Here is a 26,057-nt window from a genome sequence, read left to right as displayed (position 1 = left end):
GAGGTGGGCACTCATCGAACTTTCGGTTGACCGGCGGCGGGGCGGCGGCCCTTACGCTGGAGCCGTCATGGACGTCCGCCAGCACTCCCCCGTCGTCATCACCCTGCGCCTGTGCCTGTACGCGCTGTTCGCGGGCCTGCTCGCGCTCGCCGCGATCCGGGCGGACGGCCCCGCCCCCGTGGCCGCGGCCGCCGTCACCGGCGCGGTGCTCGCCTGGGGCGTGCTGAGCCCGGCCGTCCACCGCTCCCGGCGTGGGGCGGCGGTGTGGCTGGGTGCGCTGAGCCTGTGCTGGCTGGTGCTGCTCGCCCTCTCCCCGGACGCCCTGTGGGCGGCCTTCCCGCTGTACTTCCTGCAACTGCACCTGCTGCCGGCGCGCTGGGGCCTGCCCGCGGTCGGCGCGACCGCCGCCGCGGCCATCGCCGGGTTCGTCGGCCACGGTGGACGGGTCACGCCGGGCGCGTTCATCGGCCCGCTGCTCGGCGCGGCGGTCGCGGTCGCCACGGTCCTCGGCTACGAGGCCCTGTACCGGGAGAGCGAGCGGCGCCGCGAGCTGATCGAGGAGCTGGTGGCCACCCGCGCCGAACTGGCCGCCGCCGAGCGCACCGCGGGCACCCTCGCCGAACGCGAGCGGCTGGCGCGGGAGATCCACGACACGCTGGCGCAGGGGCTGTCCAGCATCCAGTTGCTGCTGCGGGCCGCCCAGCGGGTGCTGCCCGCGGCCTCCCCGGCCGCCGGGCACATCGAGCAGGCCCGCGCCACCGCGCAGGACAACCTCGCCGAGGCCCGCCGCTTCGTGCACGCCCTGACCCCGCCGGACCTGGAGCACGGCTCGCTGGCCGGCGCGCTGGAGCGCCTGTGCTCGGGCGCGGCGGGGCCGCCCGCCGTCCGCTTCTCGGTGAGCGGCACGCCGGCCGAGCTGCCCACGCCGTACGAGGTGGCGCTGCTGCGGATCGCCCAGTCGGCGCTCGGCAACACCCTGCGGCACGCCGAGGCCCGCCGCGCGGAGATCACCCTCAGCTTCATGGACACCTCGGTGGCGCTCGACGTGGTCGACGACGGGGTCGGCTTCGTGCCCGACGCCGTGCCGGCCCGGGTGGCGGCGGGCGGCGCGGTGGAAGGCGGTTTCGGGCTGCCCGCGATGCGGGCGCGCGCCGAGGCGCTGGGCGGGACGTTCGCCGTGGAGTCCGCGCCCGGCCAGGGCACGGCGGTCGCGGTGACCCTGCCCTACCCGGACCCGGAGGGCCGCGCATGACGATCCGGCTGCTGCTCGCGGACGACCATCCCGTGGTCCGCGCCGGCCTGCGGGCCGTGCTGTCCGCCGAGCCCGACTTCGAGATCGCCGGGGAGGCGCCGACCGCGGAGCGCGCGGTGGAGCTGGCCGCGGCGGGCGGGGTCGACGTGGTGCTGATGGACCTCCAGTTCGGTGCGGGCGGCGCGCACGGCGCGGAGGCGACGGCGGCGATCACCGCCCGGCCCGGCGCCCCGCGCGTGCTGGTCCTCACCACGTACGACACCGACGCGGACATCCTCGCGGCGGTGGAGGCGGGTGCGGCGGGCTATCTGCTCAAGGACGCCCCGCCGCAGGAGCTGGCCGCCGCCGTGCGCACCGCCGCCTCCGGCCGCTCGGCCCTGGCCCCGGCGGTGGCCCACCGTCTCATGGACCGTATGCGCGCACCGGCGGCCGCGCTGAGCCGACGCGAGCTGGAGGTGCTGGAGCTGGTCCGCGACGGCCTGTCGAACCTGGAGATCAGCAAGCGGCTGTTCCTCAGCCAGGCCACGGTGAAGTCCCATCTGGTGCACATCTACGCCAAGCTGGGCGTGGACTCCCGTACGGCGGCGGTGGCGGCGGCCACCGGGCAGGGACTGCTGCGGCGCAGCGGGTCCTGACCGGCGGGGGCGGCCTCAGCGTGCCGGCGGCTCGCCCGGCTCGCCGAACAGGTCGACCGAGGCGCGGACTTGGGCGAGCCCACGGGCCAGGGCGCTGACGGAGCCGATGGCCCCGGCGATCAGCAGCAACGAGCGGCGCATGCGCGGGATCTCGGGCGTGCCGTGGGCGGCCATCGCGGCGAGCGCGGCGAGTTCGTCCTCGGCTATCGCGCGGTCGGGGAACTCCGCGGGGTGGGCGGCGAGTTCGCGGCGCAGCCGGGACACGGCGGTGCGCAGTTCCGCCGCCCTCGGGTCCTCTCCGCTGCTGGTCACCGTCCGCTGCCCCAAGCTCCGCAACACAGCCCTCCCCCTCGCACTTCGTCGTGCGCCCTCCTCGGACCCGGGTCAGTAAACGCCACCGGGACGGGACGCGCCACCGGGGGAACCGAAATTCAGCCCCTTCTCATCCACGTGTTCGACGGGTCGTCAGGTATGCAGGAGCCATGAAACACATGGACGACCTGAACCGCAGGAACGAGCCGGACGGCGAGGGCGACGCGGACGGCAGGGACGGGCAGGCCGGCGCGGGCGGCAGGGACGGGCAGGCCGGCGCGGGCGGCGAGGTCGCCGGGCTGGTGCTGGCCGCCGGTGGCGGGCGGCGGCTCGGCGGGCGGCCCAAGGCGCTGCTGACCCACCGGGGCCGGCCGCTGGTGGAGCACGCGGTCGCGGTCCTGCGGGCGGCCGGTTGCACCCGGGTGCACGTGGTGGTCGGCGCGCGGGCGGCGGACGTACGGCGGCTGGCGCGGCTGGAGGGCTGTGTGCTCGTGGACAACCCGCGGTGGGAGGAGGGCATGGGCTCCTCGTTGCGGGCGGGGCTGGACTCGCTGGCCGGAACCGGCGCCCGCGCGGTCCTGGTGTCCCTGGTCGACCAGCCCGGCATCGGGTCGGAGGCGGCGACCCGGGTGCGGGCGGCCTTCCGGGACGAGACGTCGCTGGTCTCGGCGGCGTACGAGGGCGTACGCGGCCATCCCGTGCTGTTCGGGTCGGCCCACTGGGCGGGCGTCGCGGCGAGCGCGGCCGGCGACCGGGGAGCGCGCGCCTATCTGAGGGCGCACCAGGACGCGGTGACGCTGGTCGAGTGCGGGGACGTGGCGCGGGCGTACGACATCGACACCGAGGCGGATCTGGGTCACCTCGAGTGAGCGGGACACCCAGGGTGAGCGGCATGGCACCGAGCGCCGCACTGCCTCGATACGGAGACTCTCGACATCAACAAACCATTGAACTTCCACCATGAGAAAACTAGTATCCACTGCCCAGAAGCGCCCGGCCGCTCCCCGGACGACATATGCCCCGTTCACACCCATAGGCATCCGGTGCCACGGCATGGTGGCGATGAACGTGGTTCGCTGAAGAAGCCCCGAAGGAAGTGACAGCTCATGTCCGCACCAGCGCCGTCCCCGCTGGCCATCGTCGACGCCGAGCCCCTGCCCCGGCAGGAGGAGGTCCTGACCGACGCGGCGCTCGCCTTCGTGGCCGAGCTGCACCGGCACTTCACGCCGCGCCGCGACGAACTCCTCGCCCGCCGGGCCGAGCGCCGCGCCGAGATCGCCCGCACCTCCACCCTCGACTTCCTGCCCGAGACGGCCGCCGTCCGCGCGGACGACTCCTGGAGGGTCGCCGAGGCCCCCGCCGCCCTGAACGACCGCCGGGTCGAGATCACCGGCCCCACCGACCGCAAGATGACGATCAACGCGCTCAACTCGGGCGCGCGGGTCTGGCTCGCCGACTTCGAGGACGCCTCCGCGCCGACCTGGGAGAACGTCGTCCTCGGCCAGCTCAACCTGATCGACGCCTACACCCGCAGCATCGACTTCACCGACGCGGCCTCCGGCAAGACGTACGCCCTGCGGCCGGCCGAGGAGCTCGCCACGGTCGTCACGCGGCCGCGCGGCTGGCACCTGAACGAGCGTCACCTGCGCGACGCCGACGGCCGCCAGGTGCCCGGCGCCCTCGTCGACTTCGGCCTGTACTTCTTCCACAACGCCAGGCGCCTGCTCGACATGGGCAAGGGCCCGTACTTCTACCTGCCCAAGACCGAGTCGCACCTGGAGGCCCGCCTCTGGAACGACGTCTTCGTCTTCGCGCAGGACTACGTCGGCATCCCGCAGGGCACGATCCGCGCCACCGTCCTCATCGAGACGATCACGGCCGCGTACGAGATGGAGGAGATCCTCTACGAACTGCGCGACCACGCCTCCGGGTTGAACGCGGGGCGCTGGGACTACCTGTTCTCCATCGTGAAGAACTTCCGTGACGGCGGATTGAAGTTCGTGCTGCCGGACCGCAACGCGGTCACGATGACGGCCCCGTTCATGCGGGCGTACACCGAACTCCTCGTGCGCACCTGCCACAAGCGCGGCGCGCACGCGATCGGCGGGATGGCCGCGTTCATCCCCTCGCGCCGGGACGCGGAGGTCAACCGGGTCGCGTTCGAGAAGGTCCGCGCCGACAAGGACCGCGAGGCGGCCGACGGCTTCGACGGCTCCTGGGTCGCCCACCCCGACCTGGTGCCGATCGCCATGGAGTCCTTCGACAAGGTGCTCGGCGACCGGCCGCACCAGAAGGACCGCCTGCGCGAGGACGTGCACGTCGAGGCGGCCGACCTGATCGCCGTCGACTCCCTCGACGCCCGGCCGACGTACGCGGGGCTGGTCAACGCCGTTCAGGTGGGCCTGCGTTACATCGAGGCGTGGCTGCGGGGCATGGGCGCGGTCGCCATCTTCAACCTCATGGAGGACGCGGCCACCGCCGAGATCTCCCGCTCGCAGATCTGGCAGTGGATCAACGCGGGTGTGGAGTTCGAGAACGGCGAGAAGGCCACGCCCGAGCTGGCCCGGAAGGTCGCCGCCGAGGAACTGGCGAACATCCGCGAGGAGATCGGCGCCGACGCCTTCGCCGCCGGCCACTGGCAGCAGGCCCACGACCTGCTCCTCCAGGTCTCCCTCGACGAGGACTACGCCGACTTCCTGACCCTGCCGGCGTACGAGCGGCTCGAGGGCTGAGATCGCTGCCGAAGAGCCACTCCCCGGGGCCGGGCTCACTCCAGGTGCGCCGACCAGTCCTGTTCGGCGGCGGGCCTGCCGTGCAGGTCGGGGACGCGTTTGAGCCAGTCGGGCCGTCCCCGCTCGGTGCGGGCCGCGCGGGCGGCCTCCTCGGCCGCCAGCTCCTCGCGGCTCGGGAAGTCGGTGGGCAGCCACTCCCGCGAGGCCGCCACGCGCGCCGCGAGGTAGTCGACGTAGGCGCCGCGTGCCTCGTCGGGGGTGGCGAAGCCCGGCTCCTCGGTGAGCCAGGCGTCGGGCACCTCGGCGAGCACGTCCCGCAGCAGCTCCCGGGTCACCCGGGGGGCCAGCTCGGCGTCGGCGGCGCGGACGTCGGGCGCGTAGTGGCCGAGGGCGTGGTGCCGGAAGTCGTAGGCCTTCGCGGGCGCCGAGGTGTCCCAGCGGTGGTGGAAGACGAGGGCCGCGCCGTGGTCGATGAGCCACAGGTGCGCGGGCGCGGTGCCGGAGGTCGGCCAGATCATGAGGTTGGAGCTGTGGACCGTGCGGTCCACGTTCACGGTGAGCGCGTCCAGCCACACGATCCGGCCGGCCTCCAGCGGGTCCACCGGGAAGCTCCTGGCCGCCTCGGGCGTGAAGTCGCGCGCGCCCGGCAGGTAGTCCATGCCGAGGTTGACGCCCGGGCTGGCGTTCAGCAGGTCGCGCACTTCCTGGTGGGGTTCGTGCGCGGCGAGGTCCGGGTCGAAGTGCACCAGCACCAGCTCGGGGAAGCGCAGCCCGAGCGCCCGCGCCAGCTCCCCCACGACCACCTCGGCCACCAGCGCCTTGCGCCCCTGCGCGGAGCCGGTGAACTTCACGACGTACGTCCCGAGGTCGTCGGCCTCGACGACACCGGGGACGGAGCCGCCGGAGCGCAGGGGGGCGACGTAGCGGGTCGCGGTGACCTCTCTCAGCATCTTCAAGCCCCCCCGGATCATTACCTTACATTCCACGTTCGGGGGCGCCTCACGTGCCTTTCGGGCGCCGGCTCACTTCCTCGATGTAGCGATCCCCGTAAGGGGCATGCTGGCCGACTACCCGCGGGGCGCGGAGTGTCACGGCGCACACGGCGCGGCGAGTTCGACGAGGTGCCGGGCAGTGCCCACGGGATCGACGATCTGATGGAGGTGTGCGCCGGGCAGGTGCGCCACACGCCAGCCGCGATCGCGCGCCTCGGCGGCGAGGTCGTCGTACGGGGGGCCGAACAGCAGGTAGGCGCAAGGATGGTCGTCCCAGCCGTCGGGGACCGGGATGTGCTGCTCGTAGTAGGAGAGCGGCAGGGTGGGCTGCTCCTCGGTGACCGTCCGCCGCACCGCCGGGTCGGAGAACATGGGGGCGATGTCCGCCTCCTCCCACCAGTCGGTCCAGCGCGGCAGCCTGCCGTTCACCGCCATCGGGCGGAGGAACGCCAGCACCTCGGGTGAGGCGACAGGGGTCGGTCCGGTCCGGGCCGGCAGCGCGGCGTCGACGAAGACCGAGCCGGTCACCGGATGGTCGAGGCCCGAGCGGATCGCCGGGAGGAACAGGCCCGCGTTGCTGTGTGCCACCAACGTGACGGGGCTGCCGGCCGGGACCTGCCGGAGGTCGTCGCGGACGGCGCTGACGACGCGGGGCCAGAAGGGCGCAGCGCCGGCGCCGATGTGCAGCAGGGACGGTACCCGCACCTCGTACCCCGCCGCAGCCAGGTGTTCGGCCACAGGGTGCCAGGTCGAGGGGCCCACGGACGGACTGTGCACGAGAACGAAGATCGGCTGCATGGGACGATCCTGTCGCCCGTGCCTTCCCGGGCGCGACGTTCTCGGCTGACAGCCGAACGCCCCGCGTCCAGGAGGCCGAGGCCCGTTCCCTCCCGGCCGGCCGGCCCCGCCGTGCGCCTCTTCCTCAGCCCGTGTTCCTCACCCCGTGCCGCGAGCCGAAGCGCCAGCCAGTGGGTTCGGGACGGGGTGGTAGCGGGCGGCGGCTCCGTCCGCCGCCGTCCAGCGCAGCAGGAGGTTGGTCTTGCCGGGCAGGGACGGGGAGGCGAGCAGGGCCGCGATCTCGGGGAGGTCGTGGCGGGTGAGCTCCTCGCGGAGGGCGGACCAGGGGTCGTAGGCCGGATGCCGTTCGGTGAGGGCCGCGGCGATCTCGGTGAGGTGGTTGACGATCAGGCAGTAGACCAGGCGCTCCCAGCCGGCCGACCGGGAGACCTCCGGGAGCAGCTTGACGCCCTCGGCGTCGCGGAAGAGGGCCTGGACGGGCAGGCCGTCGGCGTCCACGGCGATCAGCGAGTTCTGCAGGTGCGCCTCGAGCACCACGCCGTGCCGGGCGAAGGCGGTCAGGGGCGGGGGCACGACCTGGCGCAGCCAGGCCCGCCACCAGCGGTCGGGGTCCAGCGGGCCGTCGAGCGGGTTGCCGTCGAACCCCTCGGCGAGTGCGGCGGCGAGCAGCGGGGTCGCCCCGGGCAGCAGGTGTCCGCGCAGCCCGTCGCGGACGACGACGGCCAGTTCCTCGAAGGCGAAGCGGGCGGTGCGGTAGCCGCGGTCGCTCAGCCAGGCCGCCGGCCCGTCCTGGCCGGCGAAGGCCCGGGCGACGGCGGTGTCGGTGCGGCGCAGCCGGAGCAGGTCGTGCCGCCACAGCCGCCGTACGTCGTTGGTGATGCGCACGTCCAGGCTGAACTTCAGGAACAGGTCGGCCCCGGGCGCGTGGACGGTGCGGATCGCGGCCGTGGGACGGACCTCGCACGCGGTCGTGCCGAGCCGCAGCAGCCGGCCGTCCGCGAAGGCGTCGGCGAGGTCGCGGCCCACCAGGTCGAGCTGCCAGGGGTGGGCGGGCAGCAGCCGGTAGCCGGGCGGGGCCTGGCCGAGCGCGTCCAGGGCCGAGGTGTCGCCCTCCTCCTCGACCTGGTCCTCGCGCACCGCGAGCAGCGCGAGCGGGAAGCGGGCGTACGCCTCCGGCGCGTACGGCAGCCAGGAGGCGACCGGGCCGCCACCGCGCGCCTTGGGCGCGGGGTGGTGCGGGTGGCCGGTGACCAGGGACTGCTCGGAGCGCGTGTACGGGTCCTCGGGCGCGCTCGCCCGCGCGCGGGCCTCCAGCAGCGCGGCCACGGCGTCCCGGCTGTCGATCATCTCCGCGGGCAGTTCGTGGTTGGAGAGACCGGTGTGCCCGCGCAGTTCCTCGGCGACCAGTTTGACCAGCTCGGTGTGGCCGAGGGGCTGCCAGCCGTCCGCGGTGCGCACCTCGGGCCCGGCGGGCCGCCGCCCGGGCCGCACCCGCAGCAGCCGGCCGCTGCCGGGCAGCCGGTACACCCTGCGGTCCCGTGGGTCCGCACAGGGCTGTGCCACCTCGCGGATCAGGCAGTTCAGCAGGGGGGCGGCCGCGTACGCGTCGGCGCGCGCCGCGACGTCGCCGCTGGGGGGCATGAGCTCCACGCGTTCGCGTTCCATTCGTTCCATACGTCCACACGGTGCGAAGGTGATCAGTATGTCCGCCCGGCGCCCGCTACCGTGACGCCCGACCGTTTCCGGAGGAGCCCGACCGTGCACCGTCCCCCCACCGCCGAGGCAGAGGTCGCCGAGGAGCTGGCCGCCGTGCGCCCCGGACTCGTGCCACGGTACGCGCAGGAGCTGCGCGGTGCGCGGGCCGCCGTGCTGTCCCGGCTGTGGCGGGCCCTCGCCCATGAGCCGCTGCCGTGGATCACCGGCCGGGAGCGGGGCCGGGACGCGCTGGTCCTGCGGCTTCGCGACGGCCGCCGGCTCAGCGGGCCGCCGGCGGATCCGTACGCCACGGCGGCCTACGTGACGGTCGTACACCTCGACGGAACGCCCTACGACGATCCGGCGGCCCTGGCAACGGCCCTCGCCGTGCCGCACGGTGACGCCTTGGCGGCCGAACTGGCCCACAGCGTCGCCTCCTTGGCGCTGTCGCGCGCCGATCAGCCGGCCCCGTCCGGTGCCCACCCGAACGAGTGGCCCGCCGAGGACTGGCAGTGGGAGCAGCGGGTGGTCGACGGTCACCCCTTCCATCCGAACTGCCGTGCGCGGCCCGGTTTCTCGGTGGCCGAGCAGCTGGCGTACGGGCCGGAGCACCGTCCTTCGGTGGAGCTGGGTCTGCTGCCGGTGGCGCGGGAGGAGTGCCTGGTGTCGGGGGTCTGGCCCGAGGAACTGCGCGACGGGCGGCGGCTGCTCGTGCCGGTGCATCCCTGGCAGGCGGCGCACGTGCTCAAGCGGCCCCGCGAGGAACGCGCGCTCACCGCCCACCCGCTGATGTCGCTGCGCACCCTGGCGCTGCCCGGCGGGCCGCACGTCAAGACGGCGCTCACCGCCCGGTTGACCTCCTCGGTGCGGGACATCTCGGTCGGCTCGGTCGCCGCGTCGGCGGCGCTGTCGGAGTTCGGGCAGGTTCTGGCCGGACGCACGGACGGCCTGCTCGGGATCACCCGCACACCGGCCGCGATCGCGGCCGGCTCCCCGGACCTCGCGGCGCTGTGGCGCGAGTCGCCACGCGCCTGCGCGGGCCCCGGCGAGCACGTACTGCCGGTGGCGGCCCTCGCCGCCACGGAACTGCCTCACTCCCCGGGCTGGTTGGCCGCATTCACCCGGCTGGCGCTCACCGCCGGGCTGCGGCTGCTGGAGCTGGGCGTGGCCCTGGAGGCGCACGGTCAGAACCTGCTGGTGGTCCTCTCCGGGTCGGGCGAGCCGCTGCGCCTGGTCTACCGCGACCTCGCCGACATCCGCGTCAGCCCCGCCCGGCTGGCCCGGCACGGCATCCCCGTGCCCGACCTGCCCGCCAGGAACCTCACCGACGACCCGGTGGCCCTGCGCCGCAAGCTGTTCGGCTCCCTGGTCGCGGGGGCGCTGGCCGGCGCGGCGGGTTCGGGGCCGGCGCTGGGTGCGGCCCTGGAGCCGGCCGTACGGGATCTGCCGCGCACACCGGACGTGCTGTCGCTGCGTCAGGATCCGGTGCCAACCAAGGCGTTGACGCTGATGAGGCTGTCGCCCGGGACTCCCGGCGACCAGTGGACCGAGCTGCCCAACCCGCTCGTTTTGGAGCCGCGCGCGTCCGGTCAATAAGATCCGCCGATGATCACAAGACAACGGCTGGCGGCGGGAGTCTGTGCTCTGCTCGCCGCCCTGACGGCCGGGTTCGCCCTGCCCGCCGGCGCCGTCGCCGACGAGACCGACGGCCAGGCCGCCCCCAAGGTCGAACTCGTCCTGGACGTCAGCGGCTCCATGCGGACGCGGGACATCGACGGGGGCACGCGCATGGCCGCGGCCAAGCAGGCGTTCAACGAGGTCCTCGACGCCACGCCCGAGGACGTCCAGCTCGGCATCCGCACCCTCGGCGCCAACTACCGCGGCGACGACCGCAAGACGGGTTGCAAGGACACCGCCCAGCTCTACCCGGTCGGCCCGCTGAACCGCACCGACGCCAAGACCGCCGTCGCGACGCTGACCCCGACCGGCTGGACCCCCATCGGACCCGCGCTCCTGAAGGCGGCCGACGACCTCCAGGGGGGCAACGGCACCCGCCGTATCGTGCTGATCAGTGACGGCGAGGACACCTGCCAGCCGCTGGACCCCTGCGAGGTGGCCCGCGAGATCGCCGCCAAGGGCGTCGGCCTGACCATCGACACCCTCGGCCTGGTGCCGGACGCCAAGACCCGCGACCAGCTCAGCTGCATCGCGGACGCGACCGGCGGCACCTACACCTCCGTACAGCACAAGGAGCAACTCAGCAACCGGGTCGGCCAGTTGGTCGACCGGGCCGCCGACCCGGTGGTGACGCCGGTGGCCACCGAGGGCGCCGCCGACTGCACCAGGGCGCCCGCGCTCAAGTCGGGCCTCTACACCGACCGCGAGGAGTTCGGGCAGCAGCGCTGGTACCGGGTGGACGTCAACCCCGGGCAGGAGCTGCGCGCTTCGGTGAGCGTGGCCGACGACCGCACCGTGAACCCCGACTACGGGGTGCTGCTGCGCGCGGTGACCGTGCACGGCCGGGAGATCGTGCGCGGTGAGGCGGCGGGCAACGGCCGCACCGACGTGATATCCACCGGCCTGCGCTACCCGCGGCCCGGGAGCGACGACGACAACGCCCCGGCCGAGACCGTGTGCCTGCAGGTCACCAACTCCTTCTCGGCCGCGCCGGGCGTGAAGACCACGCCCGGCCTGCCGCTGGAACTGACCGTGGACGTGGTGGACGGGCCGGCCAAGGCCGCCGACGTGGCCGCCTTCGGCCTGGGCCGCGGCTGGTGGCTGCTCGGCGTGCTCGTACTGACCGGCTTCCTCGCCGGACTGCTGTGGGGCTGGGTGTCACGCTGGCGGATCGCGGTCTGGAGGACCAACTGATGCGGATCACAAGAGCACTGGGCGCACTGACCGCCGCGCTCCTCACCCTCGGGGCGGTGGCCGCCGGCCCCGCGGCGGCGGACTCCACCCCCTCCCCGAGCCCCTCGGGCGACTCGAAGACGCCGACGCAGGCCGGTACGTCGTTCCGTACGGCGACGGAGATCGAGCAGGGGCAGCGGGCCACCGCGAGCGCCGCCGCCGGCGACTACCTGTACTGGTCGTTCCCCGCGGACGCCGGCGTGCGCCCCACCGTCCGGGCGACGGTGAAGCTGCCCGGGACGCACGCGTCGCAGACCTGGCAGATCGACGTCTACGACGGTCTGCGGCGCCGCCAGTCGTGCCAGTACGGCGCCCAGACGCGCACCGCCGCGCAGGGCACCGCCTCGGTGGAGCTCGCGTGCGTGCTGCGCACGGTCCGCGCCTGGTCGGAGGCGTGGTCCAACGACCCGCTGCCGGGCACGTACTACATCCGGCTGACGGCGGTGGGCCTTCAGCCCTCCGACCTCGGTCTGCCGGTGAGCGCCGAGGTGCGGGTCGACTCCAAGGACATCGGCGGCGCGGCCGCGGTGGACGGCTCGCTGGCGCAGCCGCTGGTGCCGGGCGTCGCGGTGACCTCGCGGCAGAGCGGGAGTGACTCCGGGTCCGGGTCGGACTCCGGGTCCAGCTCCGGATCCGGCTCCGGTTCCAAGAAGGCGGCGGTGCTCTCCAGCATCGAGCCGGACGGCGGCTGGTCGTCCGGCTGGTGGTCCGACCGGTGGGTGTGGACGGGGATCGGCGCCGTGCTGGCCGCCCTCGCGGGCATCGGCGGCTACGCGCTGACGCGCGGTTCGGGCCGGCCGACGCGGGTGCCGCCGGGAGCCTGACAAGCAGTCATGCGCCGGTGGTGGAAGGCCCGTTCCTGAGGGAGCGGGCCTTCCGTCATTCCTCCCGCAGGGCGCGCAGCGCCTTCGCCGGCGTGCCCTCGCCGGACACCTCGATCCGTCCCGCGCGCACCGCGTCCGCCAGGCTCAGCTCCCCCCGGGCGAGGGCCGTGCAGGTCGGCGAGTCCAGCACCAGCCGGGCGTCCGGCTCGCCCGGGGCCGGCCCGTCCCCGTAGACGGGCCCGTGCTGCGCGCCCACGTACAGGTGGAAGTCCCCCTCCTCCAGACGCACTTCGACGACACCCTCGCCCTCCAGCGCGCGCAGCAGCGGCAGGGCGAACCAGTGGGCGCGCACCGCGTCGGTGGGGCGCGGCTCACCGAGTTCGCTCTCCCCCCACTCCCCCAGCGCCTGGAGCACGGGCAGCAACGCGGTGCCGCGCTCGGTGAGTTCGTAGACGAAGGCGGCGGCGGGCGGGGGCAGCCTGCGCCGGGTGGCGAGTCCGTCGCGCTCCATGTCCTTCAGCCGCGAGGCGAGCACGTCGGTGCTCACTCCGGGCAGGTCGGCGTGCAGGTCCGTGTAGCGGCGCGGGCCGGCCAGCAACTCCCGGACGATCAGCAGGGTCCAGCGGTCGCCGACGGCGTCGAGCGCGCGGGCGGCGGAGCAGTACTGGTCGTAGCTTCGGCGAGGTGACATGCGACGCAGTCTAGACATGTTGTTGGACTTTCCAAGCTCGAACTTGGTAAAACCAAGCAACACCTGATGGCGGAGGGGAAGCGACGCATGGAGTTCCGGCAGTCGAGCAAGCTCAGCGAGGTCTGCTACGAGATCCGCGGTCCGGTGATCGAGCACGCCAACGCGCTGGAGGAGGCGGGCCACAGCGTGCTCCGCCTGAACACGGGCAACCCCGCGCTCTTCGGCTTCGAGGCGCCCGAGGAGATCCTCCAGGACATGATCCGGATGCTGCCGCGGGCGCACGGCTACACCGACTCGCGCGGTGTCCTCTCCGCCCGCCGTGCGGTGGCCCAGCGCTATCAGGAGCGCGGGCTGGAGGTGGGCGTCGACGACGTGTTCCTCGGCAACGGCGTCTCGGAGCTGGTGTCGATGGCCGTACAGGCGCTGGTGGAGGACGGCGACGAAATCCTCATCCCCGCGCCGGACTTCCCGCTCTGGACGGCCGTCACGACCCTGGCCGGCGGCAAGGCGGTGCACTACCTGTGCGACGAACAGGCCGACTGGTACCCGGACCTGGACGACATGGCCTCGAAGATCACCGACCGCACCAAGGCCGTGGTGATCATCAACCCGAACAACCCCACCGGCGCGGTCTACCCGAAGGAGATCATCGAGGGCATCCTCGACCTCGCCCGCCGGCACGGCCTGATGGTCTTCGCCGACGAGATCTACGACCAGATCCTCTACGACGGCGCCGTGCACCACAGCGCCGCCGCGCTCGCCCCGGACCTGGTGGTCCTCACCTTCTGCGGACTGTCCAAGACCTACCGCGTCGCGGGCTTCCGCTCCGGGTGGCTGGTGGTGAGCGGGCCCAGGCAGCACGCGAAGGACTACCTGGAGGGCCTGACCATGCTGGCCTCCATGCGTCTGTGCGCCAACGCGCCCGCGCAGTACGCCATCCAGGCCGCGCTCGGCGGGCGCCAGTCGATCACGGAACTCACCGCGCCCGGCGGGCGGTTGCACGAACAGCGCGATGTGGCCTGGGAGAAGCTCAACGAGATCCCGGGCGTGTCCTGCGTGAAGCCCAAGGGCGCGCTGTACGCCTTCGCGCGCCTCGACCCCAAGGTGCACCGCATCCACGACGACGAGCGGTTCGTGCTCGACCTGCTGCTGCGCGAGAAGATCCAGGTCGTCCAGGGCACCGGCTTCAACTGGCCCGCCCCGGACCACTTCCGCATCCTCACGCTGCCGCACGCCGACGTCCTGGAGACGGCGATCGGCCGGATCGGCCGCTTCCTCAGCGGCTACCGACAGTAGCGCGCTCGCCGGACGACGCGAGGCCACTCGGTGCCGCGCCGGGCCACGGGGGACCGCCCGGTGCCGCGCCGGGCCACGGGGGCCGCTCGGTGCCCCGCCGGGCGACCGGGGCGGCCCCTGCCGCGCGACCGGGGCGGCCCCTGCCGTGCCCCGCCCCGTCCGGCGCAGTCCGCCCTGCGGGGCCGGGGGCGGGTGTGGCAGGCTGCTGACGCACGTGTCAGGAAGGGACGACGGGACGGAACGACGGCGTGGGTGATCTCTTTCTCGTCCGCCACGGCGAGACCGAGTGGTCGAGGTCCGGGCGGCACACCGGGTACACGGACGTGCCGCTGACCGAGCGGGGCCGCGAGGAGGCGCGCCGACTGGTGCCGCTGATCCGTTCGCACCGCATCGGCGCGGTGTTCGTGAGCCCGCTCCAGCGGGCCCGGGAGACGGCCGAGCTGATCGGCGTCCAGGACGCCCGCGTCGACTCGGACCTGCGCGAGTGGGACTACGGCGGCTACGAGGGCGTCACCACCGTCGAGATCCAGCGCACCCGGCCCGGCTGGTTCCTGTTCACCGACGGGGTGGTGCCGGGGCCCCCGGCGCACCCCGGGGAGACCCCGGAACAGGTCGGGGAGCGCGCCGACCGCGTGCTGAGCAAGGTCGACGCCGCGCTCGCCAACACCGAGGGAGTCGTCCTGCTCGTGGCCCACGGCCACTTCCTGCGCGTCCTCACCGCCCGCAGGCTGGGCCTGGCGCCCGAGGCCGGCGCCCTCTTCCAGCTGGCCACGGGCACGGTGTGCCGCCTCGGCACGGAACACGGCCGCCCGGTGATCGCGGGCTGGAACATCAGGCCCACGCCCCAGGCGTAGCCCGGGGACCGGGCCCCGGGGCTCGTGGCGGGGGCGTTGTCAGTGGTGGGCCGTAGTCTTCAAGTGGGCCGCACGACCATCGGCAACGGGGAGGAGTGCGTCGTGACACGAGTGCCGACCGCCGCGCAGCGGCGCGTCATCGACGGCGCCGATCCCGGGACCGGGCGGGTCAGGGGGACCGAGTCCCAGCTGGCGGGGCTGGTGAAGCGCGGGCTCGTCTTCCGGCATCCGCGGCCGCCGCACGATCATTTCCTGACGCCTGCCGGTCATCGGATACGTGAGGCGGCGCCCGGTGCGCCCGGTGCCGGGGAACCGGGTCCTGCGGCCCGTACGGGCGTGTTCGCCGCGCGCGTCGGCGGGGACGAGGACGCGGGGACGGCGGCGGAGGACGGTCCCGCACGGGCCCGCGAGGTGCACAGCGCGTGGCAGGGGCTGCTGGAGCTGCGCCGGATGACCAACCCGGACGCGGACACCGGCCGGCCCTGCGGCTGGGAGCGCGCTCATCTGGTGCAGGCCGCCGCACTCGCCCTGGAGGCGGCGGGTCACCGTGCGGCGGGACCGGGGGGCGACGGCTACCGGGTGCGGGCGACTCCACAGCCCGAGGCGGTCGCGGTGTACGGGCCGGACACCGGCGTACTGCGGGCCTGCGCGGCCACGCTGGAGGCGGCGGGCTGGCAGGCCGGCGAGTACACGGAGCCGCGTACGCGGGCGCGGTATCTGCTGGCTTCGCCCCGCAGGGTGTGAGGCGCGTGTCAGGATCGGGAGAGCAGAGAAACAGGATCAGAGCTTTCGTACGAGGCGAGGGAGTGCAGTGAGCGAGCCGTTCTCCGTCCGGGTGACCGTGCGCGGGTACGAGACCGATGTGCAGGGCCACCTCAACCAGGCCGTCTACCTCAACTACGCGGAGCACGCCCGCTGGTCGCTGCTCCAGGCCGCGGGCATAGGCCAGGCGGACCTGGTGGCGTCAGGCGTGGGGCCGGTCGCCCTGGAGACGACCATCCGCTACCGGCGGGAACTGCTCGCCGGTGACGAGGTCGATGTGACCTGCGCCTTCGAGTGGGGCACGGGCAAGACGTTCACCATCGCGCAGACCATCCGCAAGACGGACGGCACCGTCGCCGCGGAGATCACCGCGGTGGGCGGGCTGATGGACCTCAAGGCACGCAGACTCGTCGCCGACCCGCGGGAGCACTTCAAGGAACTGACGGCGGATCCGGCGCTGTTCGGCCTGTGAGGCCCGCTCGCCCCGTGGCGGAGTGGCTCAGGAACCGGCGGGCTCCCGCGTCGGAACCGGAAGCTGGTTGTAGCCGTAGTAGAGGGCGATCAGGGCGTGCGCTGCCAGGGTCAGCGGGGCCGATACGAAGGCGAGTCCCACGGTGACCGGGTAGGCGAGCGAGCCCAGCGCGAAGCGGACCCGAGTCGCGCGGGCGGCCGGGGCGTCGACACGCTCGTCGAACAGGTGGCCCGTGCGGGTGAGATGCCACCACAGGGCCTGGAAGGTGTACGCCATCACCACCATGACCAGGCTGTAGACCGCGGCGGCCACGTGCGAGGTCCGGTCCTCGCGCAGATACGCGGCGAGCATGGCCGTGGGCCAGGGCACCGCGGCCACCACCATGAGCACCAGCAGGTTGAGGAACATCAGCGTGCGGTCGACCCGCTTGACGTAACTGAACAGCTGGTGGTGGTTGATCCACATGATGCCGATGACCAGGAAGCTGACCACGTAGGCGGCGTACGACGGCCACTGGGCGCCCAGGGCGCGCCACAGGTCGCCGTTCTCGCCGACCTCGGGGACCTTGATCTCCAGGATGAGCAGGGTGATGGCGATGGCGAACACGCCGTCGCTGAAGGCCTCTACCCGGCCGGATTCGTTCATGGCGCCAAGCCTGCCGCATCACGTGCGCGGGGCGCGGCGCAACGGCCGTGCCCCGCGGACGAGTTCAGCGGTCCGGCTCGGTGGGCCGGCTCGGTGGCTTCCGTGGCGAGTTCAGTGGACGGCGGCGATCTCCTCGGCGGTCTCCATGGGGTGGGTGACCTCGCGGGCCTCGCGGCCCTTGCCGACGTGGTTGAACAGGAGGTTGAGGACGACCGCCACCAGGCAGCCGGTGGAGATGCCGGAGTCGAGGACGATCCGCGCGGTCTGGGGGAAGGAGTGGTAGAAGTGCGGCGCGGTGATGGGGATGATCCCGGCGGCGAGCGACACGGCCACGATGAGGACGTTGTTGTCCTTGTCCAGCCCGGCCCGTACGAGGGTCTGGATGCCGCTCGCGGCCACCGACCCGAACAGCACCACGCCCGCGCCGCCGAGCACCGGACGCGGCACCACGGCGATGAGGGAGGCGGCGGCCGGGCACAGGCCCATCAGGACCAGGAAGCCACCGCCGAAGGCGACCACGAACCGGCTGCGGATGCGGGTCATCGCCACCAGCCCGATGTTCTGCGCGAAGGCGCTGCACATGAAGCCGTTGAACAGCGGGCTGAGCGCGGAGCCGAGGGTGTCGGCGCGCAGGCCGGCGGCGATGGTCCGCTCGTCTGCTGGACGTTCGACGACCTCGCCGAGGGCCAGCATGTCGGCGGTGGACTCGGTCATCGACACCACCATCACCACGCACATCGACAGGATCGCGGCGAGCTGGAACTGCGGGGCGCCGAAGTGGAAGGGGGTGGGGAAGCCGATCAGCCGGGCCTGTGCGACCGGGCCGAAGTCGGTCATCCCGAACGGTACGGCGACGAGCGTGCCGGCGACCATGCCGAGGAGGACGGCGATCTGCTTGACGAAGCCCCGGGTGAAGCGGCGCAGCAGCAGGACGAGAAGCAGGGTGGCCCCGGCGAGGGCGAGGTGGGACGGCGAGCCGTAGTCGGCGGCGGCCGGGTCGGGGCCCTGGGCCCAGCCGAAGGCGACGGGCAGCAGGGACACGCCGATGAGGGTGATCACGCTGCCGGTGACGACGGGCGGGAAGAACCGGATCGCCTTGCAGAAGACGGGTGCGGCCAGGAAGCCGAGGAGGCCGGCCACGATCACCGCGCCGAAGATGACCGGCAGGGCGTCGGACTTGTCCTTGGTGGAGGCGACGATCGCGGTCATCGGGGCGACCCCGGCGAAGGTGACGCCGTTGACGAAGGGCAGCCGGGCGCCGATCTTCCAGACGCCGAGGGTCTGCAGGAAGGTGGCGAGTCCGGCAGTGAACAGGCAGGCGCCGGTGAGGAAGGTGAGTTCGGCGCCGGACAGGCCCACGGCCGCGCCGACGATCAGGGGCGGGGCGACCACGCCCGCGTACATGGCGGCCACGTGCTGGAGGCCGCTGGTCGCCATCTTCAGAGCGGGAAGTTTCTCGTCGACGGGATGGGTGGACCCCGCCGGGGTCGGTATCTCGTCGATCTTGTCGCGGGGCGTGCGGTGAGCGGCCACGGCGGCTCCTCCGGTCGGTGGACACGTCGTCGTTGACGTGGGTTCAGGGAGGTGGTGCGTGTGTGGTCGTGCGGGACCGGGGGCGGGGGCCCTGGGCAGGGTCCTCGGGTGGGCGACGGAGGACCGTTCCGGGGCGCGCTGCCACGCGCGCCCCGGAGACGGCCCGCCGCGGACCGCTCGGGTCCACGGCCACCGGCCGGGAGCCGTCCCTCCCGGCCGGGGTTCTGGGGGTTCGGCCGCTCAGGCCCGCGCGCCGGCACGCGCGAGCCGGCTGGGCCTGCCCGGCCCGCCCGATGGTGCGGGCGGGCCGCTGGGCCTGTTCAGGCCCGCCCGGCGATGCGTGCGAGCCGCTGGGCCTGCTCGCGGGTGGAGCGCGCGATGGCGTCCTCGTCGGCGTGCAGCAGCCGGCCGTCCGCCACGATCTGCCGGCCGCCCACGAACGAGGCGGTGACCGGGGCGGCGGCGCCGAGGACCAGCGCGGCCACCGGGTCGGCGATCGAGGCGTGGGCGAGGGTGTCCAGCCTCCACAGCACCAGGTCGGCCAGCTTCCCCGGTTCCAGGGAGCCGGTCTGCCCTGCGCGGCCGAGCACCCGCGCGCCACCGTAGGTGCCCAGGCGCAGTGCCTGACGGGCGGTCAGGGCCCTTTCCCTGTGCGGGCCCAGGCGGTTGACGAGCAGGGCGTTGCGCAGTTCGGTGTGGAGTTCGCCGGACTCGTTGGAGGCGGTGCCGTCCACGCCGAGGCCGACCGGGATCCCGGCCGCCAGCATGTCGGGGACCCGGGCGATGCCGGCCGCGAGCCGGGCGTTGGACGAGGGGCAGTGGGCCACCCCGGTGCCGGTGCGGGCGAAGGCGGCGATGTCGGAGTCGTTCATGTGGACGCAGTGGGCCATCCACACGTCCTCGCCGAGCCAGCCCGTCGACTCGAAGTAGTCGGTGGGGCCCATGCCGAACAGCTCGTGGCAGAACTTCTCCTCCTCGACCGTCTCCGAGCCGTGGGTGTGCAGGCGCACACCCTTGCGACGGGCCAACTCGGCGCCCTGCCTGAGCAGTTCCGTGGTCACGGAGAACGGCGAGCAGGGCGCGACGGCCACCTGGGTCATGGCGCCGAAGGAGTCGTCGTGGTGCTCGTCGATCGCCGCCTCGGTCGCGGCGAGCGCTCCGTCGATGCTCTCGACGGCGAAGTCCGGCGGCAGGCCGCCGTCCGACTCCCCGCGGTCCATCGAGCCGCGGGCCAGGGTGAAGCGCACGCCCGTCTCACGTGCGGCGCGCACGATCGCGCCGGTCAGGTCGCCGCAGCCGCGCGGGTACACGTAGTGGTGGTCCATGGCCAGGGTGACGCCGCCGCGGGCCATCATGGCCAGCGATCCCTGGGCGGCCGCGTGGACCATGTCCTCGTCGATGCGGGCCCACGTCGGGTACAGCGCGACCAGCCAGTCGAAGAGGTTGTGGTCCGTTGCCAGACCCCGGGTGATCCACTGGTAGAAGTGGTGGTGGGTGTTGACCAGGCCCGGGGTGAGCAGGTGGCCGGTCGCGTCGATCCGGCGTACGACGCCGTCCAGGTCACCGGGGGCCCGGCCCGCGCCGACGGACTCGATGCGGTCGCCGGCGATGACCAGGTGTCCGGAGGCGTACTCGGTGTCGCGCGCGTCGACGGTCGCGACGGCGCAGTTCTCGATGACGATGCGCTGGGGCGCCATGTTCGTCCTTCTCGCTTCCGTCACAGGTTGGTGAGGTCCGCCGGGATGCGCGCCTCGCGGCCGTCGCGCAGGACGGTGGCCTCGATCAGGCCGTAGGGGCGGTCGGCGGCGAAGTAGACCTCGTTGTCGTTCTTCATCCCGAACGGCCGCAGGTCCACGAGGAAGTGGTGCTTGTTCGGGAGGGAGAAGCGGATCTCGTCGATCTCGGCCCGGTGCTCGATGATCCGCGTGCCCATCTGGTACAGCGTCTGCTGGAGCGACAGGGAGTAGGTCTCGGCGAAGGCCTCGAGCATGTGCTTCTTCACCTGCTCGTAGGACTCGTTCCAGTCGGGCGTCTCCTCGGCGCCGTCGCTCCAGCCGAACCGCCAGCGGGCGCAGACGTCGGTGGCCAGGATGCGGTCGTGCGTCTCGGGGAGCGTCGTGTACTTGTCCTTGACGTAGCCCCAGAACTCGGAGTCCGTGGAGTTCAGCACCGTCAGGTCCTTCAGGCCGGAGACCACCTCCCAGGACGAGCCGTCGTACGTGATCTGGGCCAGCCGGGTCTCCTGGCCCTTGCGGACGAAGGAGTGCGCGCCGCGCCCCGCGTGCTCGATGCGCTCCCAGGCGTACTCCTCGACGCGTATGCGGGCCCGGTGGATCGCCGGCTGGGAGGTGACGAAGTGGCGTGCGAGGTGGATGCCGAACTGCTCGGCGGAGTCGATGCCGTGCTCCTTGGCGAAGGCGAACACGGTGTTCTTGGTGGTGTCGGTCGGCAGGACGCTGGCGTTGGAGCCGGACGTGTGGACCTCGTCCATGTCGCCGGAGAGGGCGACGGAGACGTTCAGGTCCTTGATGTAGTGGGTGTCGCCGTCCCGCGTGATCCTGACGACGCGGCTCTCGGCCTTGCCGTACTGGTTCTGTCCCAGGACCACGGGAGCGGCGGGGTGGGCGGGGCGGGAATTGTCTGCCATGTGTCTGCTAGCTCCCTCGGTATACGGAGTAGCCGAACGGGTTGAGCAGCAGCGGCACGTGGTAGTGCTCGCCCGGTGCGACGGCGAACGTGATCGCCACCTCCGGGAAGAACACGCCCGGGCCGCTGTCCCGATTCGCGGGGGCGTCCTGCTGCGCCTCGGCTTGCTTGTCGGTGAAGTAGGGCTCCACGGCGAAGTCGAGCCGTACGTGGGTGGTCCCCTCCGGCAGGGCCGGGAGGTCCTTGCACCGCCCGTCGGCGTCGGTCGACGAGCCGCCGAGCGACCGCCAGTCCGCGTCCCGGCCCGGGCGGGCGGAGACGTGGACGGCGACTCCGGCGGCGGGCCGGCCGGCGGAGGTGTCCAGGATGTGCGTGGACACGGAGGGTACGGAGGCGTCGGCGGCGGTGCTCATGGGTCAGGCGTCCTCTTCGGCGAGTCGGGTCAGTCGGATGCGGTTGATCTTCCCCAGCTCGGTGCGGACGATCTCGCGCTCGCGCTCGGGTGAGTTGCCGATCCGTTCCTCGATCGCGTCCCGCATCTGCTCGCCGGTCCTGCCGGTGGCGCAGATGAGGAAGACATGGCCGAACTTCTCCTGGTAGGCCAGGTTGAGTTCGAGCATCCGCTCCCTGAGTTCCGGGGAGGCCCCCGCCATGCCGCGCTGCTCCCGGGCGGAGGCCGGGTCGCCCGGCCTGGGGCGGCCGATCGGCGGGTGCCCCGCCATCGCCTCCTCCAGGCCGGCGGCGTCGAGCTCCGCCGTGGCGGCGTCACCGGCGGCGCACAGGTCGTCGACGGTGGCGTACGGACGTGCGGCGAGCAGGTGCCGGGCCCACGCCGTGGCGGCGCAGACCTCCAGGAGCGCGGCGCGGGCCGCGGGTTCCGGGAGGTCGTTGAGGCGGGCGAGGCCCGGCGGCATGGAATGCGAAGTCACGGCAGCCTCCGTGGCCGCGAACGGCCGTCGTGCTGAACGGGCTGCGGATAGCTAACGCCCTGAGGAACAGGCCGTCAACACTTTGTTGAAAATTCCGGGTTATGGGGGCTGGGTGGGCCCCGGGGCGGCCCTGCGGGGGCGGCGGGTGCGGGCGCCGGGGGGCGCGAGGGGTCAGGTTCCCTTTTCGCGGTTCAGGTAGTTGTAGACCGTGAAGCGGCTGACGCCCAGGGCGCCGGCCACGGTTTCCACTCCGTGGCGCACCGAGAAGGCGCCGCGCGCCTCCAGGGTCCGTACGACCTCCTGCTTGGCCTTGCGGTCGAGGTCGGCGAGCGGCACACCCCTGCGGCGCTCCATCGCGGCCAGGATGTGATCGAGGGAGTCGGCGAGCTGCGGCAGGCGCACGGCGACGGCGTCGGCACCCTCCCAGGTCAGCACAACGTCGTCGGGGCCGGCCTCGTCCGGCGGCAGCAGCTCGCCGCCGATCGCGTCGACCAGCGGTTTGACGGCCGCGATGAAGGGCTCGTCGCCGGTCACCCCTGCCCCTCCCCGCCCGGCGCGGCGCCGCCCTGCGCGGTCCCGCCCGGGGCCTCGGCGATCACGTTGACCTGGAGGGAGATCCGGGTGGCGCCGGCGTCCAGGGTCCTGCGCAGCAGGGCGTCCACGGCGGCGAGGACCACGTCCGCGCCACCCTCCACGGTGTTGCCGAACGGCCCGACGTCCACGGCGTCCAGTTCCGCCGACTCGACGACCCGGCGGGCCTCCAGCGCGTGGGCGGGCGCCTCGTCCAGGTCGAAGGGCTCGGTCGTGAACTCCACTCTCAATCGCACGGGCTCAACCTAACGCGCGCGAGGGCCCCCGGGGCAGCCCCGGTCCGGACGGACGCACCCCTTGACAAGCCACGACGGACGACGGCAGTCTTCCATTAAGCAGAAACAAACTTCCGCTATACGGAATAGCCGGAAGGGCGACCACGGAAGGGAGCGCGGCCCCGATGGGATTCGCAGACCAGCGCTTCAACGTCAACCTGTCGATCCTCTTCACCGAACTCCCGCTCCTGGAGCGCCCCGCGGCCGCCGCGGCGGCGGGCTTCACCGCGGTCGAGCTGTGGTGGCCCTGGGTCGACACCCCCACGCCCGCGCAGCCGGAGCTGGACGCGCTGAGGAAGGCGATCGAGGACGCCGGCGTACGGCTCACCGGCCTGAACTTCTACGCCGGCCGGCTGCCCGGCCCCGACCGGGGCGCGCTGTCGGTCCCGGGCGAGGAGTCGGAGCGGTTCCGCGCCAACGTCGAGGTGGCCGCCGGCTTCGCACACTCGCTCGGCTGCCGCGCCCTCAACGCCCTCTACGGCAACCGCGTCGAGGGCGCTGACCCGGCCGAGCAGGACGCGCTCGCCCTGGAGAACCTCCTGCTCGCGGCCCGGGCCGCCGACCGCATCGGCGCGACCCTGCTGATCGAGGCGCTGAACCGGCCGGAGTCGCCGCGCTACCCGCTGGTGTCGGCCCCGGCCGCCGTCGGGATCGTCGAGCAGGTCAACGAGGCGACGGGCCTCGGGAACGCGAAGTTCCTGATGGACCTGTACCACCTGGCCATGAACGGCGAGGACCTGCCCACGGTCGTCGACCGGTACGCACCCGTCACGGGCCATGTGCAGATCGCCGACAGCCCCGGCCGTGGTGCCCCCGGCACGGGCTCGCTCCCCCTGGAGGACCTGCTCGACCAGTTGCGGAAGGCCGGTTACGACGGCTGGGTCGGCCTGGAGTACAAGCCGGGCGACCGCCCCAGCGCCGAGGCCTTCGAGTGGCTGCCGCGCGAAGCGCGCTGAACTGTCCGACCCCGCCCGGAAGTCGGGCCAGAAGTCAGGAAGGCATTCCCGTCATCATGAGCAGCAACCTCCCGAAGATCGCCTGGATCGGCCTCGGCATCATGGGCTCCCCCATGTCCGAGAACCTGATCAAGGCGGGTTACGACGTCACCGGGCACACGCTGGAGCAGGAGAAGCTGGACCGGCTGGCCGCCGCCGGAGGCAGGGCCGCCTCCTCCATCGCCGAGGCCGTGCGCGACGCCGACGTGATCATCACGATGGTGCCCGCGTCCCCGCAGGTGGAGGCCATCGCCTACGGCCCCGGCGGCATCCTGGGCAACGCCCGCGCCGGCGCCCTGCTGATCGACATGTCCTCGATCACCCCGCAGACCTCGGTCGACCTGGCCGGGGCCGCCCGGGCCAAGGGCATCCGCGTACTGGACGCCCCGGTGTCCGGCGGGGAGGCAGGCGCGGTCGAGGGGGTGCTGTCCATCATGGTCGGCGGCGAGCAGGCCGACTTCGACGAGGCCCGGCCCATTTTCGAGGCCCTCGGCAGGACCATCGTGCTGTGCGGCCCGCACGGGTCGGGGCAGACCGTGAAGGCCGCCAACCAGCTGATCGTCGCCGTCAACATCCAGGCGTGCGCCGAGGCCGTGGTGTTCCTGGAGAAGTCGGGCGTGGACCTGAAGGCCGCGCTGGACGTGCTCAACGGGGGGCTGGCCGGCTCGACCGTGCTGACGCGCAAGAAGGACAACTTCCTGGACCGCGACTTCAAGCCCGGCTTCCGCATCGACCTGCACCACAAGGACATGGGCATCGTCACCGACGCCGCCCGTGCGGTGGGCGCCGCGCTGCCGGTCGGCGCGGTGGTCGCCCAGCTGGTCGCGTCGCTGCGCGCCCAGGGCGACGGGGGCCTCGACCACTCGGCCCTGCTGCGGGCCGTCGAGCGCCTGTCCGGCGCCCGCGTGTAAGGACTTCCGGGCCGTGGTGCCGCCGACACTTGTCCTGTCGCGCCCAGGCGGCACCGCGGCCCGGAATCACAGCAAGCCGCGTTCCGGGTGCCTTCTGCGCGCCCCGGACGCGTACGCCCCGCACGGGGGCCCGGACGACGACCCGGATGAGGGACGGCCGTCCGGCCGCCGGCCGTGCGGTAGGGGCTGGGACCGCGGTGGTGTGCGAGCCAGTGCGGTGGTGAAGGGGACGCGGCGTCCTCCCGCCCAGAGGGAGAACGCCCGACCCCCATCGCACCCACCGCGGTCCCAACCCGCCCCACCCACTCCCGACGGCGCCGGCCACACGATCCCGTGACCGGCGCCGCAGCCGTGTCCGCCCCCGCGGGGCCGGACACGGCCAAGGGGGGCCTGGGGCAGCACCCCGGTGACGGTCCCCTCTGACCCCACCGAGACGAACGGGCGGCCAGGAAACCGGTGCGCAGGGGGCACAACCCCCGACCGGGGTCCGGGGGCGAAGCCCCAAACGGGGAGGGGGACGTGGCCCAGGACTGGGGCTGGGGCGGGGCCCCGGACGAGGGCCGAGGCGGTGCCCCAGACGAGCCCCGGGGCGTTGCCCCGGACGGGGCCCGGGCCAGTGCCCGACCGAGGGCTGCGGCGGAGCGCCGGACGAGGGCTGGGGCGGTGTCCCAACGAGGGCTGCGGCGGAGCGCCGGACGAGGGCTGGGCCAGGGCCCCGAGCGAGGGCTGGACCGGAGCGCCAGACGGACCCGGGCCGGTGTCCCGGACGAGGGCTTGGGCGGAGCCCCGTGGGCGGTCACCTCTGAGCCCACCGCGACGGGTGGGTGGGTGGGAAACGGGGGTGCAGGGGGCGGAGCCCCCTGCCGGGGGCTGGGGCGGAGCCCCAGGGACGGTCAGCCCTCGGCCTACCGAGACGGGCGGGTGGGTGGGCGGGGGTGCGCACACGCGTCGCCGGCGAGAGGGTGAACGTATGGACAACCTCACCCAGCATCCGCACATCGTCGTGCACGCACCGGCCCTCGACGGCTCCCGGCGGGTGACCGAGGGGGACGTGACCCTCGGCCTGGCGTCCCACCTGGACGACGTGGTCGAGATCCTCCGGCTCGCCGACCTCGACCGCGTCGAGGTGGAGGAGAGCGACCTCATCGAATGGCAGGGCGGCGGCCCCGAGGACTGGCCGGGCCTGACGGAACACGAGGACGCATGAGCCCCCGTCCCCACGGGAGGTAGGAGGCACCCCCGCCCCCGCCGCACCGCAAAGCCAAAGGGGCGGCCCTCCTCGCAGGCGGGCCGCCCCTGTCAGCCGG

General features: G+C 73.4%; 27 protein-coding genes. 14 read left to right on the top strand and 13 right to left on the bottom strand.

The features are described from left to right. The first annotated feature begins 67 nt into the window (after window positions 1-67). Both IE217_RS18300 and IE217_RS18295 read left to right on the top strand, forming a co-directional pair. The gene (locus IE217_RS18300) at window positions 68-1,252 is read left to right on the top strand and encodes a sensor histidine kinase (protein WP_190178966.1); all 1,185 of its coding nucleotides are present in this window, start codon (window positions 68-70) and stop codon (window positions 1,250-1,252) included. Beyond that, on the top strand, window positions 1,249-1,887 hold the full coding sequence (locus IE217_RS18295) for a response regulator (RefSeq protein ID WP_190178965.1): 639 nt from the start codon (window positions 1,249-1,251) through the stop codon (window positions 1,885-1,887). The genes IE217_RS18300 and IE217_RS18295 overlap by 4 nt, the downstream gene beginning before the upstream one ends. Before the next feature lie 15 nt (window positions 1,888-1,902). On the opposite strand, the gene IE217_RS18290 is transcribed toward IE217_RS18295, so the two are convergent. Next, window positions 1,903-2,226, bottom strand: coding sequence for a DUF5955 family protein (locus tag IE217_RS18290; RefSeq protein ID WP_190178964.1), 324 nt, complete (start codon window positions 2,224-2,226; stop codon window positions 1,903-1,905). Window positions 2,227-2,369: 143 nt separating this feature from the next. Here IE217_RS18290 and IE217_RS18285 point away from each other — a divergent pair, with 143 nt between their 5' ends. Next, window positions 2,370-3,068 carry a nucleotidyltransferase family protein gene (locus IE217_RS18285; RefSeq protein ID WP_229865369.1) on the top strand — a complete coding sequence of 233 codons (699 nt, stop codon included), beginning with the start codon at window positions 2,370-2,372 and terminating at the stop codon, window positions 3,066-3,068. Between the two features lie 237 nt (window positions 3,069-3,305). Continuing rightward, on the top strand, window positions 3,306-4,931 hold the full coding sequence (aceB, locus tag IE217_RS18280) for a malate synthase A (protein ID WP_190178963.1): 1,626 nt from the start codon (window positions 3,306-3,308) through the stop codon (window positions 4,929-4,931). Between the two features lie 35 nt (window positions 4,932-4,966). On the opposite strand, the gene IE217_RS18275 is transcribed toward aceB, so the two are convergent. From IE217_RS18275 to IE217_RS18265, 3 genes are all read right to left on the bottom strand, one after another. Further along, on the bottom strand, window positions 4,967-5,881 hold the full coding sequence (locus IE217_RS18275) for a HipA family kinase (RefSeq protein WP_190179115.1): 915 nt from the start codon (window positions 5,879-5,881) through the stop codon (window positions 4,967-4,969). Window positions 5,882-6,019: 138 nt separating this feature from the next. Continuing rightward, window positions 6,020-6,721, bottom strand: coding sequence for an alpha/beta fold hydrolase (locus tag IE217_RS18270; protein ID WP_190178962.1), 702 nt, complete (start codon window positions 6,719-6,721; stop codon window positions 6,020-6,022). A gap of 138 nt (window positions 6,722-6,859) precedes the next feature. After that, window positions 6,860-8,395 carry an IucA/IucC family protein gene (locus IE217_RS18265; protein WP_190178961.1) on the bottom strand — a complete coding sequence of 512 codons (1,536 nt, stop codon included), beginning with the start codon at window positions 8,393-8,395 and terminating at the stop codon, window positions 6,860-6,862. Between the two features lie 84 nt (window positions 8,396-8,479). Between IE217_RS18265 and IE217_RS18260 the strand changes: the two genes are divergently transcribed. From IE217_RS18260 to IE217_RS18250, 3 genes are read left to right on the top strand one after another with little or no spacing between them, the layout of a single operon-like run. Beyond that, the gene (locus IE217_RS18260) at window positions 8,480-10,012 is read left to right on the top strand and encodes an IucA/IucC family protein (protein ID WP_190178960.1); all 1,533 of its coding nucleotides are present in this window, start codon (window positions 8,480-8,482) and stop codon (window positions 10,010-10,012) included. Between the two features lie 9 nt (window positions 10,013-10,021). Next, complete coding sequence (locus IE217_RS18255) at window positions 10,022-11,287, top strand: VWA domain-containing protein (protein ID WP_190178959.1); 1,266 nt, start codon at window positions 10,022-10,024, stop codon at window positions 11,285-11,287. Further along, window positions 11,287-12,150 (top strand): hypothetical protein, encoded by an 864-nt coding sequence (locus IE217_RS18250; protein WP_190178958.1) that lies wholly within the window; start codon window positions 11,287-11,289, stop codon window positions 12,148-12,150. Before IE217_RS18255 ends, IE217_RS18250 begins: the two co-directional genes overlap by 1 nt. Window positions 12,151-12,205: 55 nt before the next feature. Here IE217_RS18250 and IE217_RS18245 read toward each other — a convergent pair whose 3' ends face one another. Beyond that, window positions 12,206-12,841, bottom strand: coding sequence for a winged helix-turn-helix transcriptional regulator (locus tag IE217_RS18245; RefSeq protein ID WP_190178957.1), 636 nt, complete (start codon window positions 12,839-12,841; stop codon window positions 12,206-12,208). A gap of 87 nt (window positions 12,842-12,928) precedes the next feature. Here IE217_RS18245 and IE217_RS18240 point away from each other — a divergent pair, with 87 nt between their 5' ends. The 4 genes from IE217_RS18240 (at window position 12,929) to IE217_RS18225 (ending at window position 16,225) form a co-directional block, all read left to right on the top strand. Then, on the top strand, window positions 12,929-14,137 hold the full coding sequence (locus IE217_RS18240; protein WP_190178956.1) for a pyridoxal phosphate-dependent aminotransferase: 1,209 nt from the start codon (window positions 12,929-12,931) through the stop codon (window positions 14,135-14,137). A 248-nt stretch (window positions 14,138-14,385) separates the two neighbouring features. Next, a complete protein-coding gene (locus IE217_RS18235; protein ID WP_190178955.1) occupies window positions 14,386-14,991 on the top strand; it encodes a histidine phosphatase family protein in 606 nt (201 codons plus the stop codon). A 102-nt stretch (window positions 14,992-15,093) separates the two neighbouring features. After that, window positions 15,094-15,735 (top strand): hypothetical protein, encoded by a 642-nt coding sequence (locus IE217_RS18230; protein WP_190178954.1) that lies wholly within the window; start codon window positions 15,094-15,096, stop codon window positions 15,733-15,735. A gap of 67 nt (window positions 15,736-15,802) precedes the next feature. Further along, the gene (locus IE217_RS18225; RefSeq protein WP_190178953.1) at window positions 15,803-16,225 is read left to right on the top strand and encodes an acyl-CoA thioesterase; all 423 of its coding nucleotides are present in this window, start codon (window positions 15,803-15,805) and stop codon (window positions 16,223-16,225) included. Between the two features lie 27 nt (window positions 16,226-16,252). Here IE217_RS18225 and IE217_RS18220 read toward each other — a convergent pair whose 3' ends face one another. The 8 genes from IE217_RS18220 to IE217_RS18185 form a co-directional block, all read right to left on the bottom strand. Further along, window positions 16,253-16,870 (bottom strand): TMEM175 family protein, encoded by a 618-nt coding sequence (locus IE217_RS18220; protein WP_190178952.1) that lies wholly within the window; start codon window positions 16,868-16,870, stop codon window positions 16,253-16,255. Between the two features lie 111 nt (window positions 16,871-16,981). After that, a complete protein-coding gene (locus IE217_RS18215) occupies window positions 16,982-18,307 on the bottom strand; it encodes a nucleobase:cation symporter-2 family protein (RefSeq protein WP_190179114.1) in 1,326 nt (441 codons plus the stop codon). A gap of 416 nt (window positions 18,308-18,723) precedes the next feature. Continuing rightward, on the bottom strand, window positions 18,724-20,100 hold the full coding sequence (locus IE217_RS18210) for an 8-oxoguanine deaminase (RefSeq protein ID WP_190178951.1): 1,377 nt from the start codon (window positions 20,098-20,100) through the stop codon (window positions 18,724-18,726). A 20-nt stretch (window positions 20,101-20,120) separates the two neighbouring features. Then, a complete protein-coding gene (gene pucL, locus IE217_RS18205) occupies window positions 20,121-21,050 on the bottom strand; it encodes a factor-independent urate hydroxylase (protein WP_190178950.1) in 930 nt (309 codons plus the stop codon). Between the two features lie 7 nt (window positions 21,051-21,057). Next, window positions 21,058-21,462 carry a hydroxyisourate hydrolase gene (uraH, locus tag IE217_RS18200; RefSeq protein WP_190178949.1) on the bottom strand — a complete coding sequence of 135 codons (405 nt, stop codon included), beginning with the start codon at window positions 21,460-21,462 and terminating at the stop codon, window positions 21,058-21,060. A gap of 3 nt (window positions 21,463-21,465) precedes the next feature. Beyond that, window positions 21,466-21,978, bottom strand: a complete 513-nt coding sequence (gene uraD / locus IE217_RS18195; protein WP_190178948.1) for a 2-oxo-4-hydroxy-4-carboxy-5-ureidoimidazoline decarboxylase — start codon at window positions 21,976-21,978, stop codon at window positions 21,466-21,468. A gap of 171 nt (window positions 21,979-22,149) precedes the next feature. Continuing rightward, window positions 22,150-22,512, bottom strand: coding sequence for a helix-turn-helix domain-containing protein (locus IE217_RS18190; RefSeq protein WP_190178947.1), 363 nt, complete (start codon window positions 22,510-22,512; stop codon window positions 22,150-22,152). Further along, window positions 22,509-22,805: a YkoF family thiamine-binding protein gene (locus IE217_RS18185; RefSeq protein WP_190178946.1), complete on the bottom strand. Its 297-nt coding sequence runs from the start codon at window positions 22,803-22,805 to the stop codon at window positions 22,509-22,511. Before IE217_RS18185 ends, IE217_RS18190 begins: the two co-directional genes overlap by 4 nt. A gap of 164 nt (window positions 22,806-22,969) precedes the next feature. On the opposite strand from IE217_RS18185, the gene IE217_RS18180 reads away from it, so the two are divergent. The 3 genes from IE217_RS18180 to IE217_RS18170 all read left to right on the top strand — a co-directional run bounded on the left by IE217_RS18180 (window position 22,970) and on the right by IE217_RS18170 (window position 25,957). After that, complete coding sequence (locus IE217_RS18180) at window positions 22,970-23,800, top strand: TIM barrel protein (RefSeq protein WP_190178945.1); 831 nt, start codon at window positions 22,970-22,972, stop codon at window positions 23,798-23,800. 56 nt (window positions 23,801-23,856) lie between these two features. Continuing rightward, window positions 23,857-24,750 (top strand): 2-hydroxy-3-oxopropionate reductase, encoded by an 894-nt coding sequence (locus tag IE217_RS18175; RefSeq protein WP_190178944.1) that lies wholly within the window; start codon window positions 23,857-23,859, stop codon window positions 24,748-24,750. Between the two features lie 970 nt (window positions 24,751-25,720). Next, window positions 25,721-25,957, top strand: a complete 237-nt coding sequence (locus IE217_RS18170; protein ID WP_190178943.1) for a hypothetical protein — start codon at window positions 25,721-25,723, stop codon at window positions 25,955-25,957. The last annotated feature ends 100 nt before the right edge of the window (window positions 25,958-26,057 follow it).

It is taken from the genome of Streptomyces naganishii JCM 4654 (assembly GCF_014650575.1).
In the GTDB taxonomy this organism is placed as follows: Bacteria; Actinomycetota; Actinomycetes; order Streptomycetales; family Streptomycetaceae; genus Streptomyces; species Streptomyces naganishii.
Note: the sequence above shows the minus strand (reverse complement) of the source record. Positions and strands in the feature narration are given on the sequence as shown.